Annotated in this window: 17 protein-coding genes; 10 read left to right on the forward strand and 7 right to left on the reverse strand. The window is 73.4% G+C overall.

The window, feature by feature from the left end; translation table 11 throughout:
- Window positions 1–83 precede the first annotated feature (83 nt).
- The 4 genes from WMF26_RS49965 (at window position 84) to WMF26_RS49980 (ending at window position 6,105) form a co-directional block, all read left to right on the forward strand.
- Window positions 84–1,373 carry a DUF1552 domain-containing protein gene (locus WMF26_RS49965; RefSeq protein ID WP_437998460.1) on the forward strand — a complete coding sequence of 430 codons (1,290 nt, stop codon included), beginning with the start codon at window positions 84–86 and terminating at the stop codon, window positions 1,371–1,373.
- A 119-nt stretch (window positions 1,374–1,492) separates the two neighbouring features.
- Complete coding sequence (locus tag WMF26_RS49970) at window positions 1,493–3,973, forward strand: methyltransferase domain-containing protein (protein WP_437998461.1); 2,481 nt, start codon at window positions 1,493–1,495, stop codon at window positions 3,971–3,973.
- A gap of 437 nt (window positions 3,974–4,410) precedes the next feature.
- The gene (locus WMF26_RS49975) at window positions 4,411–5,088 is read left to right on the forward strand and encodes a hypothetical protein (protein WP_437953098.1); all 678 of its coding nucleotides are present in this window, start codon (window positions 4,411–4,413) and stop codon (window positions 5,086–5,088) included.
- A 213-nt stretch (window positions 5,089–5,301) separates the two neighbouring features.
- Window positions 5,302–6,105 carry a phytanoyl-CoA dioxygenase family protein gene (locus WMF26_RS49980; protein WP_437998462.1) on the forward strand — a complete coding sequence of 268 codons (804 nt, stop codon included), beginning with the start codon at window positions 5,302–5,304 and terminating at the stop codon, window positions 6,103–6,105.
- A 408-nt stretch (window positions 6,106–6,513) separates the two neighbouring features.
- Here WMF26_RS49980 and miaA read toward each other — a convergent pair whose 3' ends face one another.
- The 3 genes from miaA to WMF26_RS49995 are packed head-to-tail and all read right to left on the reverse strand — an operon-like array spanning window position 6,514 to window position 10,297.
- On the reverse strand, window positions 6,514–7,497 hold the full coding sequence (gene miaA, locus WMF26_RS49985) for a tRNA (adenosine(37)-N6)-dimethylallyltransferase MiaA (protein ID WP_437998463.1): 984 nt from the start codon (window positions 7,495–7,497) through the stop codon (window positions 6,514–6,516).
- Window positions 7,494–9,629 carry a DNA mismatch repair endonuclease MutL gene (gene mutL / locus WMF26_RS49990; protein ID WP_437998464.1) on the reverse strand — a complete coding sequence of 712 codons (2,136 nt, stop codon included), beginning with the start codon at window positions 9,627–9,629 and terminating at the stop codon, window positions 7,494–7,496. The genes miaA and mutL overlap by 4 nt, the downstream gene beginning before the upstream one ends.
- Window positions 9,626–10,297, reverse strand: a complete 672-nt coding sequence (locus WMF26_RS49995) for a hypothetical protein (protein ID WP_437998465.1) — start codon at window positions 10,295–10,297, stop codon at window positions 9,626–9,628. Before WMF26_RS49995 ends, mutL begins: the two co-directional genes overlap by 4 nt.
- Before the next feature lie 144 nt (window positions 10,298–10,441).
- Here WMF26_RS49995 and WMF26_RS50000 point away from each other — a divergent pair, with 144 nt between their 5' ends.
- Window positions 10,442–11,725, forward strand: coding sequence for an RNA polymerase factor sigma-32 (locus WMF26_RS50000; RefSeq protein ID WP_437998466.1), 1,284 nt, complete (start codon window positions 10,442–10,444; stop codon window positions 11,723–11,725).
- Window positions 11,726–11,728: 3 nt separating this feature from the next.
- Window positions 11,729–12,607, forward strand: coding sequence for a 16S rRNA (cytidine(1402)-2'-O)-methyltransferase (rsmI, locus tag WMF26_RS50005; protein ID WP_437953103.1), 879 nt, complete (start codon window positions 11,729–11,731; stop codon window positions 12,605–12,607).
- A gap of 16 nt (window positions 12,608–12,623) precedes the next feature.
- Here rsmI and WMF26_RS50010 read toward each other — a convergent pair whose 3' ends face one another.
- Both WMF26_RS50010 and WMF26_RS50015 read right to left on the reverse strand, forming a co-directional pair.
- Window positions 12,624–13,784 carry a mannose-1-phosphate guanylyltransferase gene (locus WMF26_RS50010; RefSeq protein WP_437998467.1) on the reverse strand — a complete coding sequence of 387 codons (1,161 nt, stop codon included), beginning with the start codon at window positions 13,782–13,784 and terminating at the stop codon, window positions 12,624–12,626.
- A 66-nt stretch (window positions 13,785–13,850) separates the two neighbouring features.
- On the reverse strand, window positions 13,851–14,675 hold the full coding sequence (locus WMF26_RS50015; RefSeq protein ID WP_437998468.1) for an undecaprenyl-diphosphate phosphatase: 825 nt from the start codon (window positions 14,673–14,675) through the stop codon (window positions 13,851–13,853).
- Between the two features lie 226 nt (window positions 14,676–14,901).
- Between WMF26_RS50015 and WMF26_RS50020 the strand changes: the two genes are divergently transcribed.
- The 4 genes from WMF26_RS50020 to WMF26_RS50035 are packed head-to-tail and all read left to right on the forward strand — an operon-like array spanning window position 14,902 to window position 17,714.
- On the forward strand, window positions 14,902–15,408 hold the full coding sequence (locus tag WMF26_RS50020; RefSeq protein WP_437998469.1) for an NADH-quinone oxidoreductase subunit A: 507 nt from the start codon (window positions 14,902–14,904) through the stop codon (window positions 15,406–15,408).
- Entirely contained in the window at window positions 15,405–15,953 is a 549-nt protein-coding gene (gene nuoB, locus WMF26_RS50025; protein ID WP_437335009.1) for an NADH-quinone oxidoreductase subunit NuoB, read from the forward strand. The genes WMF26_RS50020 and nuoB overlap by 4 nt, the downstream gene beginning before the upstream one ends.
- 49 nt (window positions 15,954–16,002) lie before the next feature.
- Complete coding sequence (locus WMF26_RS50030; RefSeq protein ID WP_437998470.1) at window positions 16,003–16,551, forward strand: NADH-quinone oxidoreductase subunit C; 549 nt, start codon at window positions 16,003–16,005, stop codon at window positions 16,549–16,551.
- Window positions 16,548–17,714, forward strand: coding sequence for an NADH-quinone oxidoreductase subunit D (locus tag WMF26_RS50035; RefSeq protein WP_437998471.1), 1,167 nt, complete (start codon window positions 16,548–16,550; stop codon window positions 17,712–17,714). The genes WMF26_RS50030 and WMF26_RS50035 overlap by 4 nt, the downstream gene beginning before the upstream one ends.
- 17 nt (window positions 17,715–17,731) lie before the next feature.
- On the opposite strand, the gene WMF26_RS50040 is transcribed toward WMF26_RS50035, so the two are convergent.
- Both WMF26_RS50040 and WMF26_RS50045 read right to left on the reverse strand, forming a co-directional pair.
- Complete coding sequence (locus tag WMF26_RS50040) at window positions 17,732–18,349, reverse strand: hypothetical protein (protein WP_437998472.1); 618 nt, start codon at window positions 18,347–18,349, stop codon at window positions 17,732–17,734.
- A gap of 245 nt (window positions 18,350–18,594) precedes the next feature.
- Window positions 18,595–18,996, reverse strand: a complete 402-nt coding sequence (locus WMF26_RS50045; protein WP_437998473.1) for an MmcQ/YjbR family DNA-binding protein — start codon at window positions 18,994–18,996, stop codon at window positions 18,595–18,597.
- Window positions 18,997–19,027: the final 31 nt, after the last annotated feature.

Raw genomic sequence — 19,027 nt, forward strand, 5'->3', positions numbered from 1 at the left:
TGTCGCGGCGGTCTCCGGACCGCGCTCTTCACGCGGCACGGCTGCAAGCTGCAAGAGAATCGGGTGCGAGCGAAAGGTCGTTCATGCGCAGCCTTCATCGTCGAGCTTTTCTTCAAGGCCTGGGCGCCAGCGTCGGGGCCAGCTTCCTGTTCACGCCGTTCCTCGACTCCATCGCCCACGCGGCGCCCGGGAAGAAGCCGAAGCGGCTGCTCCTGTTCTGCACGATGGGGACCGCGCCCCAGATCTGGAAGCCCACGAGCGTCTCCGGCGAGACCCCGACGTTCAGCGAGTCCACGTCGCCGCTCGCGGACGTGAAGCAGCACGTCGTGCTCGTGGACGGCCTCCCCAGCGGCAACCCCGGGAACAACCACGGCGCCCCCGACGGCCTCACCGGGCTCGGCTTCAGCGACCCCGCCAGGCTGATCTCCGTCGATCAGTACATCGCGGACAAGCTGATCGCCGCCGGGACGAAGACGACCATCCCCTCGCTCCTGCTCGGGGCCGAGAGCACGGTGAGCGGCGGCAGGTCGCCGTACTACCGCAAGGACAACCTGCCGACGATCGCGTCCCCGAAGTCCGCCTACTCCACCCTGTTCGGCTCGGCGATCCCGGCGAACACCACCGCGGACGAGGTGCTGCGCCGCCGCAGGAGCGTGCTCGACAACCTGAAGAACGAGATCAAGGCGCTCGAGGGGAACCTCGGCGCCGAGCAGAAGTACAAGCTCGGGCTGCACCTCGATTCGATCCGGCAGATCGAGGAGCGGCTGTCGAACGCGTCGTCCGGCGGAGGCGGCGCCTGCACCGCGCCGACGGCGCCGAGCGGCGATCCGAGCAACCCGCTGGAGGCCAACCTCCTGCACATGGATCTCATCGTCGGCGCGTTCGCGTGCGACATCACGCGGGTCGCCGCGATCCAGTGGGGCTCGGATCAGGCCATGAACGTCGAGCTGGCGGACATCGGGCTGCGGGGCGAGGAGCACGGCTCGATGATCCACACCGGCGCTCCGGCGCACCTCGACCTGATCAAGCTGGAGAAGTGGCTGGCGCAGCGGTTCGTCGATCTCATCAACAAGCTGAAGGCGATCCCCGAGGCCGACGGCTCCGGGACGCTCCTCGACAACACGCTGATCGCCTGGTGCCGCGACATGGGCGACTCGCCGAACCACAACCAGAACGAGATGAAGTTCGTCCTGGCGAGCGGCGAGGGCGGTTATCTGAAGACGAGCCCCGGCGGGCGCTACGTGCGCAGCTCCGAGCGGCACGAGCGCGTGCTGCTCAGCCTCTGCGACGCGATGGGCGTCACGGACTTCAGCGGCTTCGGCGATCCGAACCTGCCGGCCAAGTCGCCGCTCCCGGGCCTCGCGGCCACCTGAGGCGGCCGGCGCGCGGCGCCCCGGCGCGGGCGCCGCCGCCATCACGCGACCGCGCCGGCGGTGACCGCGCCGGCGGTGCGGTCTTCCCGCGCCCCGCGCCCGGCGTACACTCGTGAGCCATGACGACGAGCGCGGCGGCGGGGTACGAGGCGGATCAACGGCGAGACGACCTGTCCGCGTACGCGCGGTACCTGTCCGCGATGGACGCGTCGATGCGCCAGAAGGTCGCGCTCACGGCCGCGCACCTCCTGTGCGAGGGCCGCGTCGCCGACATGGGCATGGGCTCGGGGCAGGGCAGCGCCGCGCTGGCGCTGCTCTACCCGCGCCTCGAGGTGATCGGCGTCGACATCGATCCCACGGTCATCGAGCTCGCGCGCCGCGCTCACCGGCGCCCGAACCTCAGCTTCCAGCTGGGCGACATCGCCACGGCGGTCTTCCCGCCCGAGAGCCTCGACGGGATCTTCGACTCGTCGGTGCTGCACCACGTGACCTCGTACGGCGGCTATCGCCACGCGAACGCCGCGGACGCGCTCTCGGCGCAGGTGGAGCAGCTCGCGCCGGGCGGCGTGCTGGTGGTGCGGGACTTCGTCGACCCGGGGCCGCAGCCGGTGCTGCTCGACGTGCCCGCCGACGACGGCGACGGCGGCCCCGACCCCCGCAGCGCCTCGACCGCGGCGCTGCTCGAGCGGTTCGCCGGCGAGTTTCGCGCGCTGTCGCCCGAGCCCGGGTTCCCGCTGGAGCGGCTCTCCCCCGGGCCGTCCGGCGCGCTTCCCGCGCCGCGCCCCGGGTGGCGGCGGTATCGGCTCGCCCACAAGCACGCGGTCGAGTTCGTGTTGCGGAAGGATTACCGCGCCGACTGGGAAGCCGAGGTCAAGGAGGAGTACACCTACTTCTCGCAAGCGCAGTTCGAGGCCCTCTTCGCCCGGCTCGGCCTGCGCGTGCTGTCGTCCACGCCGCTGCGCAACCCGTGGATCGTGCGCAACCGGTTCGCCGGCCGCTTCGAGCTGCGGGACGCCGCGGGCGCGCGGCTGCCGTATCCGCCCACGAACTACCTCATCGTCGGCGAGAAGGTGAAGGCCGGTCAGGGGGTCGCGTTCCGGCTCCGTCCGGCGGAGGGCCCTCCGCGGTTCCTGCGGATCGAGCATCACCAGGATCGCGCCACCGGCCGGGTGTTCGACCTGGCGGCGCGGCCCCACCCCACGCTGGACATCGTGCCGTTCTTCTTCGCCGGCGAGACGGCGTACGTGCTGGCGAGGACGAGCTACCCGCGTCCGATCGCGCGCGCCTGCCGCGAGGAGACGCCCCCCCTCGACGGCAGCGGCCCGGCCGACTACCTGGCCGAGCCGATCGCGGTCGTGCAGACCGAGCTCCCGGTCGGCCACACGGTCGAGCGGGCGCTCGGGCGCGCGGCCGGCGTGCGGGCGGAGGCGATCCAGCGGATGATCCCGGGGACGACGTACTACCCGTCGCCCGGCGGCATCCTCGAAGAGGTGCGCTCGATGCTCGTGGAGGTCGAGCCCTCGTTCGTGAACGCGCCTTCCGAGGACGTCTCCGGGTTCGGCACCTCGGGCCGCATCCGCGCGATCGAGGCGCGCCAGCTGCTGCGCGCCGCGCAGGTCGGCGGCCTGCCCGACGCGCGGCTCGAGCTGAACGTCTACGACCTGCTGGCGCGCTTCGGATTGTCGTTCGGGCCGTGGATCGGCGACGACATCGCGCTCCCCGAGGGCCCCTCCGCGCCGCCCGGAGCGGGCGCTGCAGGCGCCGCGCTCGCGAGCGCGGGCGGCGGCGCGGTGGCCGTCGTGGAGCCGACGTCGCTGCGCGCCCTGCTCGAGCGCCCGAGCCGCCGGCGGTACGCGCGGGTGGATCCGAGCGCCAGCACCGGGTTCCTCGAGGTGCGGCGGGCGCGCTTCGAGGAGCTGGCCGACGGCGGCGCCGTGGTGGCCGCGCGCGAGCTCGAGTACGTGGTGCCGCGGCCGCTCGGCGCGCTGACCGTCTCGACCGCGCTGCTCGCGCGCGCGCCGTCGGGAGAGGTGGTGCTCGGCGTGGACGACCACGACCTGCCCGCCGCCCAGAGCTTCTCGGGCAACAGCGAGCTCCTTGTCGCGCCGGCGTGGCGGCTGCCGCGGAGCGCGCGCACCCTCGCGGAGGCGGAGGCGTTCGTGCGGGCGCGGCTCCTTGTCGAGTACGGCGTCGACGCGGGCGAGGCCGTCGAGCTCGGAGGCGCCTACCGCCCCTCGGCGGGGCTGACGCCGGAGCTGGTCCATCCCATCGCCTTCGTGGTCACCGGGGTGGCCGCGGAGGCGCCGCGTGCCCCGTCGGCAGCCGCGTCCCCGTCGGCAGCCGCGTCCCCGTCGGCAGCCGCGTCCCCGTCGGCAGCCGCGTCCTCGTCGGCAGCCGCGTCCCCGTCGACCGCCGCGTCCCCGTCGACCGCCGCGCCCACGGCCGCGCCGGTGTCCGCTCCGCCTCGGCGGCTTCACTGGGTGCCGCTGACTGCGCTGGTCGCGGGGCGGGAGCACCTGCCCGACGGTCATCTGCGGGTCGTGGCCCTGCGCGCGGCCCACGCGCTCGGCGCCGCCGTCTCGCCGCCGCGCCCGCAGTGATGGATTCCTCGCTGCCGAGCGGGTGAGCCGACGGCGGCCACGCATCGGGTGCTCTCATCACGATATTTCGGGGAGCGCTCGGCGCGATCTCGGGGTGTCGCGGGCGGAAGAGCGCCTGCGTGCCGCGCCGGCGCGCGAAACGGACCTGCCTTATCGAGCCTCGGATGACCGCAGGACGCGCGCCGAGCGCAGATGTCGATTGCGTTCCAGCTGCCTGATGCCTGGACGCAGCAATCGCGCGCGATGGACGGCGGTCTCGAGACCTCAGCTGCATGCGCGCGCCGCGCTCTTTTGAGCGCAATCAGCGCGTCTTCGCGCGATGCGGCGCAGGGCTGACGCATCGAATGGCTGGCACGCGGGGCGCTTACAGCGCCGCACATCGCCGGCGATCGGCCGCCCCCCGCAGCGCACAGCGGGACGGAAACCCCATGGAACTTATGAGCAATTCCCTCAAGATCGCGATGGCGGGCCTCAAGCCCGCGAGCCGCTCCGTCCGACGCGAGGCCCTCGGGCAGGGCGTTCGAGCCGGCGCCGGGCGGGCCGGCTCGTTCGTCGCGCTGCGGGCGCGCCTGCTCGCGAGCCCCAGCCTGGCCGGCGCGCTCAGCTTCATGCAGGTCACCACCCGTTCGTGGGAACCCCACGAGCTCGCGGCGTGGCTCCACGAGCATGTGGTCGAGCCCGGCTGGATGAAGGCCCCTCGCGCGCTGCGCGAGCCGGGCGCGGCGACCGTGGAGCTCTGCGAGCTCGACGAGCGGCACCGCGAGGTCGCGGCGCTCACCGGATGTGCGCGCCGGCGCGTGGCGCTCGCGCTGCTCGATTTCGTGGCGCCGAACCCCGATCGCGGGTTCCTCCGCGCGGCGCTGTACAGCGCGCGCGTGCGGTGGAGCGTCGTCGAAGGCCGCTCGGGCTGGATCCCGGCGCCGCGCGAGAGCGACCTCCTGAGCGACATCGTGCTAAGCCTGTTCGCCGCGGAGATCCTCTCCGACGCGGAGCTCTACCGGAGCCACATGACCGTCTGCGCTGGCTGCGGCCGGGTCGCGTTCGCGCAGGAGCCGCGGCCGCGCGGCGCGGGCTGCCCGCGCTGCGACGGCGAGGTCAGGTGGCAGTCGCGCTGACAGCGAGGAATCGGCGCTGCCGATGCGGAGTCCTGCGGACATCGAGCAGGGTGAGAGCGCTCGTCCGTCCCGCGCGTGCTCCAGCTCCCTGACCCGGCGACTTCTCTTTCGAAGACGACGATTCCGGGAAAGGTGGGGTCGTCACGAATCGGCAGAGGGCGAGTGATGAGCTTGACGACTCGGCGTGAGCCACTCCAAGCTTGGCGCCGAGCCATGAACCTCGCCCGCCGCACCAGCGCCGAATTGGATGAGCTTGCCCACGCAGCGCAGCGCGATGGGTTTTGCTTGATCAAGAGCCTCATCCCGAAGAGCCTGCTGCTCTCGTGGCGTGAGGCCTTCGCGCCGCTCCTCGACGCGCACATCGCGCGCGAGGGGCACCTCAAGAACCGGGGGCCAGGGCGGTATTACGTCACGCTCCCCTTCAAAGCCCCCTTCGCGGAGCCGCGCATCTACGAAGACGAGACGATCCTGGGTGTCGTCGAGCGCCTGGTCGGCGCCGACATGACCATGGTCCAGCTCGCGACCGACACCCCGATCCTCGGGTCCGATTACCAGGACGTCCACCGCGACACGCCGCCGCTCTTCCCGGAGACCGGCAAGGAGACGCCTGCATTCCAGCTCGCCGTCAACTTCCCCCTGGTCGACGTCACCGCCGAGAACGGCCCGATCGAGATCGCCCGTGGCACGCACATGCTCTCCAAGGCCGAGGGGATGCGGCGCCTCGAGCAGGGCGAGGTCGCGCTCGAGCCGATCCCCATGGAGCTCGGCGACGTCATGGTCCGCGACGTTCGCGGCCTGCACCGCGGGACCCCGAACCGCTCGCGCGAGCCGCGGCCCATGGTCGTTATCGGCTACAGCCGCCGCTGGCTCTTCCGGCCGGAGGTCTCGATCCGGGTGCCCCGCGAGAGCCTCCCCCACCTGTCGGAGCGGGCGAAGCGCATGCTCCGCTTCAACCCGATCGTCGAGTCGCTCGACGGGCCCGACGAGACCGAGGTCTACCAGGCCTTCGCCTATTGACCCGCGCCGTCGCGCGCCAGGACCGCCCGCGCCCGCGACGCCCTGTGGCTGCCTCGGGGCTCGTGGGAGGGCCGCCGCGTCGGCTCCATGCGGTTCGTTAGTCTATCTAACTATCGACGCTCCGCGCGCGTGACATACGCGAACGAATGATCCGTCGACTGCGCGTGGAGGGGGCTTCCACGGCGCGATATGGTTCGTTAGTCTATCTAACTATCAACGCCATCTGCGAGCGTGGCTTGCGCGACGGCCCGCTCCCTCGACCGCTCCTGGAGAGGCCGCCTCGCGGCGCGATATGGTTCGTTAGTCTATCTAACTATTCCCGCCGTCTGCGAGCATGACGCGTGCGCCCGCCCGCTCCTTGGACCTCGCCTGGAGGGGCCGCCGCGTGGCGCGATATGGTTCGTTAGTCTAACTATCAACGCTGTCTGCGAGCGTGACGTGTGCGACCGGCTGATCCCTCAGCCAGGTGCGCTGCCGCCGCACGAAGACCCGCGTGGAGCGCACGATGGCCGGCGCGAGCTCCGCGGCCGGCAGGCCACCTTCCAGGTGCTTCCGCACCTCGCGGTAGCCCACCGAGCCCATCGCCCGCGCGCCGCCGTAACCGCGCGCCAGGAGCGAGCGGACCTCGTCCACCCAGCCCTGCTCCAGCCACCCGGAGACGCGCGCCTCGATGCGGCGGTCGAGCTCGGCGCGGTCCCGGTGCACCGCGAGCAGGCGCGCGGCGTGGCGGCGCTCCCGGAAGCCGTGCTCGGCGTGCCACGCGCTCTGCGTCCGGCCCGAGCGCTCGTAGATCTCCAGCGCCCGGCTCACGCGCACGAGATCGTTCGGCGCGAGGCGCGCCGCGCTCGCCGGATCCACCTCGGCCAGGCGCGCGTGGAGGGCAGCGCGCCCCTCGGCCTCGGCGATCGCGCGGTGGCGCGCCCGCACCTCGGGGTCGGCGGGCGGCGCCGGCGACAGGCCAAAGAGCAGCGCCTTCACCCACAGGAACGTGCCGCCACAGACGATGGGCACCCGGCCCCGGCCGCGGATATCGCCGATCGCCGCCTCCGCGAGCTCCGCGAAGCGCTGGGCGTCGATCGCCTCCAGCGGATCGGCCGCGTCGATCAGGTGGTGCGGCGCGCGCGCCCGCTCGGCGGGCGTCGGCTTGCCGGAGCCGAGGTCGAATTCCCGGTAGATCTGCACGCTGTCGGCGCTCACCACCTCGCCGCCGAAGCGCTCCGCGAGCCGGATCGCGAGCTCGGTCTTGCCGCTCGCCGTCGGGCCGACCACGACGAGCAGCTCGCCCGGCGACGGCGGCGCGATCGTCTCCCACGACGGCGGCGCGGCGGCCGCGCACGGCGGCGCGGCGGCCGCGCTCGCCTCCGGGGCGAGCCCGCGCTCGGCCTCGATCACCGCCGCCCCACGCGGTGCTCCAGCTCCGGCCAGCCGACGCGCATCACGATCGGCCGGCCGTGCGGGCAATGGCCGGCGAAATCCACCTCATCGAGCGCCGCGAGCAGCGCGCGCGCCTCGTCCGGCGCCACCGGGTCGCCGGCGCGCAGCGAGCCGTGGCAGGCCATCGTCGCCAGCGCGAGGTCCACCGCGCCCGAGAAGGCGCGCTCGCCCGAGTGGCTCAGCTCGTCCACGAGGTCGCGCACGAGGCGCTCGGGGGCCGCGCGGCGGAGCAGCGTCGGCACCGCGTGCACCGCGAGCTGCGCCGCGCCCGCCGGGCGGACGTCGAGCCCGAGCCGCGCGATCGCCTCCTGCGCCTCCTCGACCAGCGACACCTCCGCGGGCGCCGCCGGGACCAGCACCGGGAAGAGCAGCTTCTGCGTCGCGACGTCGCGCCCGTCGTACGCCGCGCGCAGCCGGTGGAACGTCACGCGCTCCGCCGCCGCGTGCTGGTCGAGGAAGTAGATCCCGTCCGGGCCCTCGCACACGAAGTAGGTGTTGCGCACCTGCGCGAGGAAGCGCAGCGATTTCCAGGCGAGGACGCGCTCGGCCGCGGCGAGCACGGACGCGCTGCCGGTCGGGTACGGCACGTTCGCCAGCCCGCCCGGCACGTTCGCCAGCCCGCCCGGCACGTTCGCCAGCCCGCCCGGCACGTTCGCGGGCTCGTCTGGCGCGATCCACGGAGCGCCCGGCGCGATCGCCGGCTCGACCGCCCCGCCGCGCCGTTCGGCGAGCGCGATGTCGTCCCACACCCCGAGCTGCGCCGGCGCACCCGCGCCGCTCGCGACGGACCCGGGGCGCGCGGCCTCCGGGCGCCCCGGCGGGATCCCGACGAGGTCGCCGCCGAGGCCCCACGGGTCGGCCGGCGGCTCCCGGCGCTCGCTCGGCGCGCCCGCCGCGGGTGGGCCCGCCGCCGCGGGTGGGCCCGCCGCGGGCGCCCCCGCGGAGGGGCCGCTCGACCATACCCAGGCGTCTCCGGGCGGCGAGGCCGCGTCCTCGAAGAGCTTGCCCTTGCGGCCCTGGAAGCCGCCAGGGGCCGGCGCGGGCAGGCCGAACGCCGCGGCCACCTGCGCGGCGACGATCTTGTAGAGCGCGTCGGCGACGGCGCGGCCGTCGGCGAAGCGGACCTCGGCCTTCTGCGGGTGGACGTTCACGTCCACGAGCTCGGGAGGAAGATCGATGAACACCGCGCCGATGGGGTACCGGCCCGGCTCGAGCACGCTGCCGTAAGCGAGCGCGATCGAGCGCGCCAGCGACCGGTCGCGCACGTGCCGCCCGTTCACGAACATCCACAGCCAGCCGGCGCCCGAGCGGGCGCGCTCCGGCCGCGACACGAACGCCTCGACCGTGAGCGGCCCCCGCTGCCCGGCGCACGTCGCGAGCTCCTCGCCCGCGAGCATCGCGCGCACCCGCTCCGCGCGGCTCGCGGCGCGCAGCCACTCCCGCGCGACGCGCCCGTCGCGCGAGAGCACCACCGTCACGCCCGGCTCGCCGAGCGCGACCGCCTGCGCGATCTCGGTCACGTGCGCCGACTCGGTCCCGACGGCGCGCAGGAACTTGCGCCGCGCGGGGACGTTGTAGAAGAGGTCGCGCACCTCGACCACGGTGCCGGCGGCGCACCCGCAGGGGACCACCTGCGCGGCGCCGCCGCCCTCGATCCGGATCTCCGTCCCCTCCGACTCGCCGTCGCGCCGCGTGCGCAGCGAGAAGCGGCTCACCGAGGCGATGCTCGGGAGCGCCTCGCCGCGGAAGCCGAAGCTCTGGATGCAGCGGAGGTCGTCGATCCGCGCGATCTTGCTCGTCGCGTGGCGCAGCACCGCGAGCGACGCGTCCTCGCGGCTCATCCCGCACCCGTCGTCCGCGATGCGCACCAGGCCGACGCCGCCCCCCTCGATGTCGACGCGGATGCGGCGCGCGCCCGCGTCGAGCGCGTTCTCGACCAGCTCCTTGACCACGCTCGCCGGCCGCTCGACCACCTCGCCGGCCGCGATCTGGTTGGCGAGGTCGTCCGGCAGGACGGCGACCCTTCGCGCCTCGGGCTGGGCGGGCTTCGATCGAGGATCCGCGCCGGCGATCCTCTCCGCGGAGCTCATGGCTCTTCGCCGGGGTCGACCGTCGTCCGGGCGACCGCCTGAAAGTAGAGCTTGGTGCGCTCCCGCGTCAGCGCGAGCGCCGCGGAGCCGAGGATGGCAAGCTCGAAGATGACGAAGCGCACCCGCTCGGCGGTCCACCAGAGGTCCGGGTTCGTGAGGCCGGCGCGCTCGGGGACGTCCGGCGGCAGGAGCGCCCCCGCCTGCGCCACCATGTCGATCCACGCGCCGCGGACGCCCCGGGTGAGCGCGTAATCGACCGCGGCGAAGGCCAGGTTGGCGAAGAGGACCTGGAGCACGAAGCCGCGCGTGCCGGGCCGACCGCCGAGCGCCAGGCCGCTCGCGACGACGAGCAGCCCGCCGAGGAGCACCTTGCCGATGCTGAGCGGGAACGAGACGTCCTGGTACAGGCTGAGGGCGCGCGCCTGGGCCGCCTCGAGCACCAGGTACGTGAACTGGAATGGCTCCCCCTGGTCGCGTGCTTGCTGGGCGACGGCCATCACGTCGGGGGCCATGCCGCCGCGCAGGTACATGGCCGTCCCGCACCCCGCCATGAAGCCGCGCACGCCGATGAGCCAGGTGAGCAGCATGGTGGCCACCAGGTACCAGGGGCGCAGCGAGCGCGGGCGCGGGGGGCGGTGCGAGTCCACGTGGAGGCTGGCGTGTAGCACGTTCTCCGAGCCCGCGCGCTCTCTTCCATACCTGCTTACCTGCGGATCGCGGAGCGGGTAGCCTCGGATCGCGAGGTGCCTGCGCGCCGGCGCAGGTGGCGCGGTGCGGCGGGCCTGTACTAGAACTTCGAGGACGAGGTCCTGGTGGCGAAGAGCAAGAGCGAGCCGCGAACGAAGCGAACGAAGGGGACCGGTGCGCCGCAGCCCGCGGGGGCCGCGGAGGCGGGCCCGCTGCCCGAGCCGGAGGACGAAGGCGCGGGCACGGACGAGGTCGCGGGCGCGGCGCCCCGGCCCGCCGCGAAGCGCCGCGCGCGCTCCGCGGCGAAGAACGCCGGCGGCGCGCGCGCCGAGGCGCAGCCCGCGACCAGCGACGACGACGGCGCGCGCGACGACGAGGACGAGGGGGACGCCCCGCCCGAGAGCGGCGCCGCGCCGGCCGGCGACGTCGACGAGGGGGACGTCGTGGAGGTCGTCGGCGAGGTCATCGACGAGCAGAACCTCGATCTGAACGACATCGAGCTCCCGCGCGCCGCGCGCGCAGGCGCCGCCGGCGAGGGGCGCGGCGGCGACGCGGCGCTGTCGCGCACGGACCCGCTGCAGGCCTACCTGCGCGAGGTGCAGCGCCACCCGCTGCTCACGGCGGACGAGGAGAAGGAGCTGACGATCAAGTACTCGAAGACGCAGGACGTCGCGACCGCCGCGCGGCTCGTGACGGCGAACCTGCGGCTCGTGGTCAAGCTCGCGTACGAGTACCGGCGCGCCTACAAGAACATCATGGACCTCATCCAGGAGGGGAACATCGGCCTGATGCAGGCCGTGAAGCGCTACGACCCGTACCGCGGCGTCAAGCTCTCCTCTTACGCGGCGTGGTGGATCCGCGCGTACATCCTGCGCTTCATCCTCAACAACTGGCGCCTCGTGAAGCTCGGCACGACGCAGGCGCAGCGGAAGCTCTTCTTCAACCTCAACAAGGAGAAGGCGAAGCTCTCGGCGATGGGCATCGAGCCGACGGCGGCGGAGATCGCGAAGCGCCTCTCGGTCGAGGAGAAGGAGGTGGTCGACATGGACCGCCGCCTCGCGAGCGGCGAGGCGTCGCTCGACGCCCCGGTCGGCGATCTCGAGGGCCGGACGATCCCGCGCGTCGAGCTGCTCGTCTCGTCGGGGGCGAGCCCGGACAGCGCGTTCGAGGCGAGCGAGATGGGGATGCTCGTCCACGACCGGCTCTCGAAGTTCCGCGAGACGCTGAAGGGCAAGGACGTGATCATCTTCGACAAGCGCATGGCCGCGGAGGATCCGCTCACGCTCCAGGAGCTCGGCAACGAGTTCGGCATCTCGCGCGAGCGCGTGCGCCAGCTCGAGGCGCGGCTCCAGTCGAAGCTGCGGACGTACCTGCAAGAGGAGCTCGGCGACGCCGTCGAAGCGGACTAGGCCTTGTCGACCGTCGGCGAGCAGGGCGGGGCGAGCGATCGCGGGTGCCTCTACGTGGTGGCGACGCCGATCGGCAACCTCGGCGACATCACGCTGCGCGCGGTCGAGACGCTGCGCGCGGCGGACCGGATCCTCGCCGAGGACACGCGGCGCGCCCGCGCGCTGCTCGGCCACCTCGGCGTCTCGGGCAAGCCGGTCGACCGCTTCGACGCGCACGCCTCCGAGGCGGACGCCGCGCGGGCGGCCGCGCGGCTCGCGGCGGGCGAGTCGATCGCCTTCATGACCGACGCCGGCACGCCGGTCGTGAGCGATCCGGGGACGGCGCTCGTGCGCGCGGCCAAGGACGCCGGGGCGCGCGTCGTGGCGATCCCCGGGCCGAGCGCGGTGATGGCCGCGGTGAGCGCGTCGGGGCTCGTGACCGGCGGCTTCCGCTTCGTGGGGTTCTTGCCCCGCGGCGGGCGCGAGCGGCGCGAGGCGCTGGCCCTCGTCACGTCGACGCCGGAGGCGGTGGTGCTGTTCGAGTCGCCGCGGCGCTTCCGCGAGACGCTGGCCGAGCTGGTCGAGCGCATGCGCGGCCGCCGCGCGGTCGTCGCGCGCGAGCTGACGAAGGTGCACGAGGAGATCCTGGGCGGCACCGTGGAGGAGCTCGCGGCGCTCGAGCGGGAGTGGCTCGGCGAGATCACGCTGGTGCTCGCGCCCGCCGAGCCGGCCGCGGAGGGCGCGCGCCCGAGCGACGAGGAGCTCGACGCGCGCATCGACCGCGAGCTCGCCCAGGGGAGGCGGGCGAAGCACATCGCCGAGGAGCTGTCGGTCGAGCTCGGGCTCCCGCGGCGCGAGCTCTACGCGCGGGCGGTGGCGCGGCGAGGCTCGCCGCGCGAGTAGGGCGGGCGGCGCGCCGTCAGGTGTGCCGCCCCTGCCCCCGCGCCTTGAGGGCGTCGACCACGCGCTTCACGTCCTGCGCCCGGTCGCGCGGCACGATCAAGAGCGCGTCGTCGGTCTCGACCACCACGAGGTCCTCCACGCCGACGAGCGCGATCACCCGGCGATCGTCCGGCGCGCCGCCGGACCGCGCGCGCAGATCGACCACGTGGTTGCCCTGCGCGTCGACGAGCACCGACCCCGCGGGCGCGCTGTTGCCGCGCTCGTCCTTCTCGGCGAGCTCCCAGGCGCTCTGCCAGCTGCCGACGTCGCTCCAGCCGAAATCGCCGGGCACCACCGCGAGCCCGGCGACGTGCTCCATCACGCCGTGATCGACGCTCACGGCCGGCAGCCGCGGGAACACCCGCAGCACCGTCTCGGCCTCGGCGCCCTGCGCGGCGGCGCGGTCGATCTCGTCGAGCCCCTCGGCGAGCGCCGGCAGGTGGGCGCGGATCGCCGCCCGCATGTCGCCCGCGCGGAAGATGAACATCCCCGCGTTCCAGAGGAAGCGGCCGCTCGCCACGAACTCCTCGGCGCGCTCGCGGCTCGGCTTCTCGACGAAGCGCAGCACTTTGCAGGGCGCCGCGGGCGCCGCGGGCGCCGCGGGCGCCGCGGGCGCCGCGCTCCCGGCGCCGTCCGCGCCGTCCGCCTCGATGTAGCCGAAGCCCGTCTCCGGGTGCGTCGGGCGGATGCCGATGGTCGTGATCGCGCCGCCCCGGGCCGAGGCGACGGCGGCCTCCAGCACCTCGAGGAACCGCGGCACGTCGGCGATGTGATGATCGCTCGGGAGCACGACCACGACCGCCTCGGGATCCTCGCGCGCGATGGTCGCCGCCGCCCAGCCGATGCACGGCGCCGTGTTGCGCGGCGCGGGCTCGACGAGCAGGCGCCGCTCGGAGACGTCGGGCAGCGCGGCCCGCGTGGGCGAGAGGAGGTGCTGGCCGGTCGCGATCCAGATGCGCTCCCAGCCCGCGCCTCCGCACAGCGGGAGCACCCGGCGCGCCGTCGCGGTGATGAGCGGCTCGCCGCCGAGCAGCGGCAGGAGCTGCTTCGGGCGCGCCGCGCGCGACGCCGGCCAGAAGCGCGTGCCCGCGCCGCCGGCGAGGATCAGGACATGGACGGGGGTCTCGGTCGAGCTCATGGGCGAACGTCGAGGGTTACACGCCGGAGGGTAACGCAGGGACGCGGCGCCGGGGCAGGGGGCCGCTCAGGTGGGGCCCGGCAGCGCGTACGCGTAGGCCACCATCGCGAGGCCGAGCGGGACGACCCACAGCGCCAGTGCGCCGGTGCGCCGCCGCTCGGCGAGCGCGCGGAGCGCGGCGGCCGCCGCGAGGGCGCTCAGGAAGGCGGCGAGCAGGCTCAGCAATGCGGCGCCCGCCCCGGGCGGCGGGGCGCTGAGCGCGGGCGCCTCCGCGAGCGCCGCGGCGGCGAGCGCGGGGATGCTCAGCGCGAGCGCGAGCTCGACGGCGCGCGCGGGCCGGACGCCGAGCCAGAGCAGGAGCACGAGGGCCGCCCCGACGCGCGACCCGCCCGGCAGCGCCGCGGCCCCGTGCGCCGCGCCGACCGCGAGCATCCCGACGAGCGACGGCGCGTCGGTCGCGTCGCGCCCGTCGCGCCGCGGCGCGATCGCGGTGCTCGCGAGCGCCGCGCCGGTCGCGAGCAGGCCGAGCCCCACCGCGAGCGGATCCTGCCCCCACCGCGCGACGTACGGCCGGAGCGCCGCCGCGACGATCAGGCTCGCGGCGGCGCCCAGCGCGAGCAGCGCCGCGTCGCGCGCCGGCGGCGACGCCCGGAAGAGCGACGGCCGCCCGAGCGCGCGGGCGCCCTCGCCCAGCGCGCGGAGGAGCCGCCGCCGCGCCGCGACCGCGAGCGCCGCGGCCGCCGCGAGCGCCTGCGCGGCGGCGGCCCAACCATCGCCGTCGGCCGCGCGGAGCCAGAGCCGCGCCGCCGCGGCGTGCCCCGTGGCCGAGATGGGCAGCGCCTGCGCCGCCCCGTCCACGGCCGCGAGCACCGCCACGTCCACGAGACCCACGTCCGACCGATACCCCAGCGCGGCGCGTCCTGTCGATCCCGAGCAGCGGCCCCGCGAGCCGCCTCCCCCGGCGCGGCCCGAGCCAACGCGCGAGGGAGCGGGCTCAGCGCCCTCGCTCCCGGGTCTGCTGGCTTGCCGCGCTTCATCTTTTCACCTACATACCGCCCCTGATCTGGCGCTCTCTCGCCCGGAGCGAGGGAGGGCGAGCCGAGCGAGGTTCCGTCCGATGTTGATGGCATACGCCAGCGTTGCCGCGTTCTTCCTGGTGGCGATCGGCTTCGTCCTCGGCTCTCTGCTGTTCGGGAAGCTGCTGCGCCCGAGCAACCCGTACCCCGAGAAGGTCGAGACGTACGAGTGCGGGGAGGCGCCGGTCGGGCCCGCGTGGTTCAACTTCAACCCGCGTTTTTACATCATCGCGCTCGTCTACATCGTCTTCGACGTCGAGATCGCCTTCATCTACCCGGTCGCGGCGGTGTTCAAGCGCTGGGTCGACCAGGGCAGCGGCCTCTTCGCGCTGATCGAGATCTTCCTCTTCGTGGCCATCCTGATGCTCGGCTTCGCCTACGTCTGGGCGAAGGGCGATCTCGACTGGATCCGCGCCATCAAGGGCGATCCGCGCGGGGCCCAGAACGTGAGCAGCCGGTCCCGGGCGCGCGCGCCGAGCGCGGGCGCGGCGGGCGAGGGCGCGGCGGTCGCGGCGGCCGCGGCCGCCGACGGAGGTGCGGAGTCATGACATCGAACCTGAACCTGATGGCCCCGCCCCGCGGGTGGGAGGCGAAGTACGAGAGCGACGGCGGCGGCGTCATCACGACGAGCGTCGACCAGACGGTGAACTGGCTGCTCAACTGGGGCCGGTCGAACAGCGTCTGGTACATGCTCTTCGGCCTGGCCTGCTGCGCCATCGAGCTCATGCAGACCGGCGGCCCCCGCGGCGACCTCGAGCGCTTCGGCGCGGCCCCGCGGCCGAGCCCCCGCTCGAGCGATCTCTTCATCATCGCGGGGACGCTGACGTACAAGATGGCGACCCGGGTGAAGCGCCTCTATGACCAGATGTCGGAGCCCCGCTACGTCATCTCCATGGGCAGCTGCTCGAACTGCGGCGGCCTCTTCCAGTACGCCTACTCGGTCTGCAAGGGCGTGGATCAGATCATCCCGGTCGACGTCTACGTGCCCGGCTGCCCCCCGCGCCCCGAGGCGCTCCTCGAAGGGCTCCTGAAGATCCAGGAGAAGATCAAGAGCGAGCGGGCCCTCGGCCGCCGCGGCGCGCAGGGCGGCTGAGCCGCCCTATCGTGCTCGTCTCCATGCTCGTCCCGCGCTCCCGCACCCCATGACACCCGAAGAGATCTTCCAGGCGCTCCAGGCGAAGCTCGGCGAAGACGCGGTCTTCGACCTCCACCCCGTGTCCGCGAAGGATCGCGACGCCTGGTTCCAGGTCGCGCCGGAGAAGATCCAGGCCGTGGGCCAGCACCTGCGCGAGGCGCCGGAGCTCGATTTCGATTACCTGGAGTGCATCACCGGGGTCGACTACCCCGATCTCAAGAAGATCGTGGTCGTCTATCACATCTATTCGTACGCGAAGAAGCACCGGGTCGTCCTCAAGGCGTTCCTCGACCGGGAGGCCCCGGCGATGCCGACGCTCGTCGACGTGTGGTCGGCCGCGAACTGGCAGGAGCGCGAGTGCTTCGACCTGCTCGGCGTGCGCTTCGAGGGGCACCCGGACCTCCGGCGCCTTCTCCTGCCCGACGACTGGGAGGGGCACCCGCTCCGCAAGGACTGGCAGGAGAAGGCCGAGTACCACGGCATCCCGACGCAGCGGCCGAACCCCGTCGAGCTCTTCAAGATCAAGCTGCCGAAGAAGGAGTCGGAGGCGACATGAGCCAGGTCATCTTCAGCGTCGACCGCGGGGGCGCCGGCCCGGGGAGCGACCTCGACGACGAGATGACCCTCAACATGGGGCCTCACCACCCGTCGACCCACGGGGTGCTCCGCTTCGTCATCTCCACGGACGGCGAGATCATCCGCAAGGCGGTGCCGGACGTCGGCTACCTGCACCGGAGCATCGAGAAGATCGGCGAGCGCTGCACCTACAGCGGCTTCATGCCTTATACCGACCGCGTCGATTACGTCGCCGCGATGTTCGCCAACGAGGCCTGGGCGAGCGCCTGCGAGAAGCTGATGGGCATCGAGGTGCCGAAGCGGGCGCAGTACCTGCGCGTCATCTCCTGCGAGCTCAACCGGATCGGCAGCCACATGATCGCGCTCGGCGCGATGGCCATGGACGTCGGCGCGGTCACCCCCTTCCCGTGGGCGCTGCGCGAGCGCGAGCACGTCAACGATTTCATCGAGGAGCTGTGCGGCGCGCGGCTCACCTTCAACTACCACCGCATCGGCGGCGTCTCGTTCGACATGCCGACGGGGTGGGCCGACAAGGTGAGGCGGTGGCTCGACCGCTTCGAGCCGATCATGGTCGAGTTCGACCGGCTCATCAGCCTGAACGACATCTTCATCAAGCGGCTCGCCAACGTCGCCGTGGTGACGGCCGAGGAGGCGAAGGACTGGGGGCTCGTCGGCCCCAACCTGCGCGCGTCCGGCGTGCGATGGGATCTCCGCAAGGAAGACGGCTACTCGGTGTACCCGGAGCTCGAGTTCGACGTGCCGGTGGGCCGCGGGCGCTACGGGACGGTGGGGGACTGCTGGGACCGGTTCTACGTGCGGGTCGAGGAGTGCCGCGAGTCGGCGAAGATCCTCCGCCAGGCGCTCGACAAGATCGACGAGCACCCGGAGGACGACATCCTGGGCAAGCTGCCCAAGAAGATGAGGCCCGACGGCGAGGCCTACGCGCGCATCGAGAGCGCCCGCGGCGACATGGGGTGTTACGTGATCGGGCGGGGCGCGGAGGAGGCGTACCGGGCGCGGTTCCGGACCGGGAGCTTCACCGCCATGGCGATGATCGAGGCCAAGAGCCCGGGGCTATTCTTGGCCGATCTCGTGGCGCTCATCGCCAGCTTCGACGTCGTGGCGCCCGAGATCGACCGGTAGCGAGCGAGCGGGGAGCCTCAGGGCTCCTCGCCGCCGGTATCCGAGCCGAACAGCTCCGGACACTTCTCGTCGACGGCCTCGCACTCCGGAGGCAGCTTGAAGGACTCGAGGTCCGACTCGCACGTGAGCGCCTTGATCATCTCGAACTGGCTGTCCGTGCAGGCCTTGAACTCGGCGACCGTGGCGGCGCACCCCGCGAAGTCCTCCGCGGTGCACAACTCCTCTTCCGCAGGCTCGTCGGGCTCGGCGATGCACTGTTCCTTGGCGGCCTCGCAGTCGAGGCCGGAGTCGGGCGTGGCGGCGGCGATCAGGCCGACGAGCTCGCACGCGTCCTCCTTCGTGACGTCCGCGGCCGACGCGGCGACCGCGTCGCACACCGCCTGCGCTTCCTCGTCCGTCAGGTCGCCGAGCTGCTTGTCGTCGAGGTCGCCCCCGGTCTCGCCGCCGTTGCCGCCGGTGCCGTCCGTGCCGCCGTTGCCGCCGGTGCCGTCCGTGCCGCCGTTGCCGCCGTCGCCGCCGGTGCCGCTGGTGCTGCTGGTGCCGCCGGGGCCCGACGTGCCCTCCTCGCCATCATCGCCGCACGCAACGAGCGCGAGCCCCACCATCAGCATCCCAAGAACCTTCATCCGTGTCATCGAGCGCTCCATCATCGAGAATGTTCGCCTGAGAGTCCGCGCGGCGCTGGAGGACGGCTCCGTCGAAGGAAGCGAACGGGCTGAATCGTCGACCCGGCAGGCGCGCGGCGCGTGAACATACTACGACCCCGATCGAATTTTCCTTCCCCGTCGGAAAAAAAAGACAGCGCCCTCCGTCGCCGGCACCGCCGCGCGCGGCCGAGGCGCTGTCCGTCTCCGCGCCGCGCCGCGCGTCCCGGCGTCCGTCACGTCGCGCGCGCGCGTCTCCGCGGGCGTGAGGGAGCCCCCCGCGGCGCCGCCGGTTCCACGCTGCGCCCCGCGTCCCGCTGCGCGGCCACGCGCTTCGGCGCCACGCGGCGAAAGGCCCCCACGAGCAGCTCCTCCAGGAGCGCCGGGTCGACGCGACGGAGCTCCACCCGCGTCCAGCCCTGGTGTCCCCACGGCGTCACCGAGAAGACGTCGGGCTGCGCCCGCACCAGGCTGTCCTGCTCCTCCAGCGACAGCTTCAGGACCGCCTGCTCCTGCGCCACCCAGTGGGTCGCGAAGATCTTCCCCCGCACGCGGAACGACGGCTTGCCGAAGTGGTCCTGCACCTCGGCCTCGGGCAGCGACAGGGCGAGCGTTCGAAGTTCGTCGGAAGAGACCACGGCGATGCACCTCGGCAAGGGGGGATGGGTC

Origin of the sequence: Sorangium sp. So ce185, assembly GCF_051526825.1 — a bacterium.
Lineage (GTDB): Bacteria > Myxococcota_A > Polyangia > Polyangiales > Polyangiaceae > Sorangium > Sorangium cellulosum_D.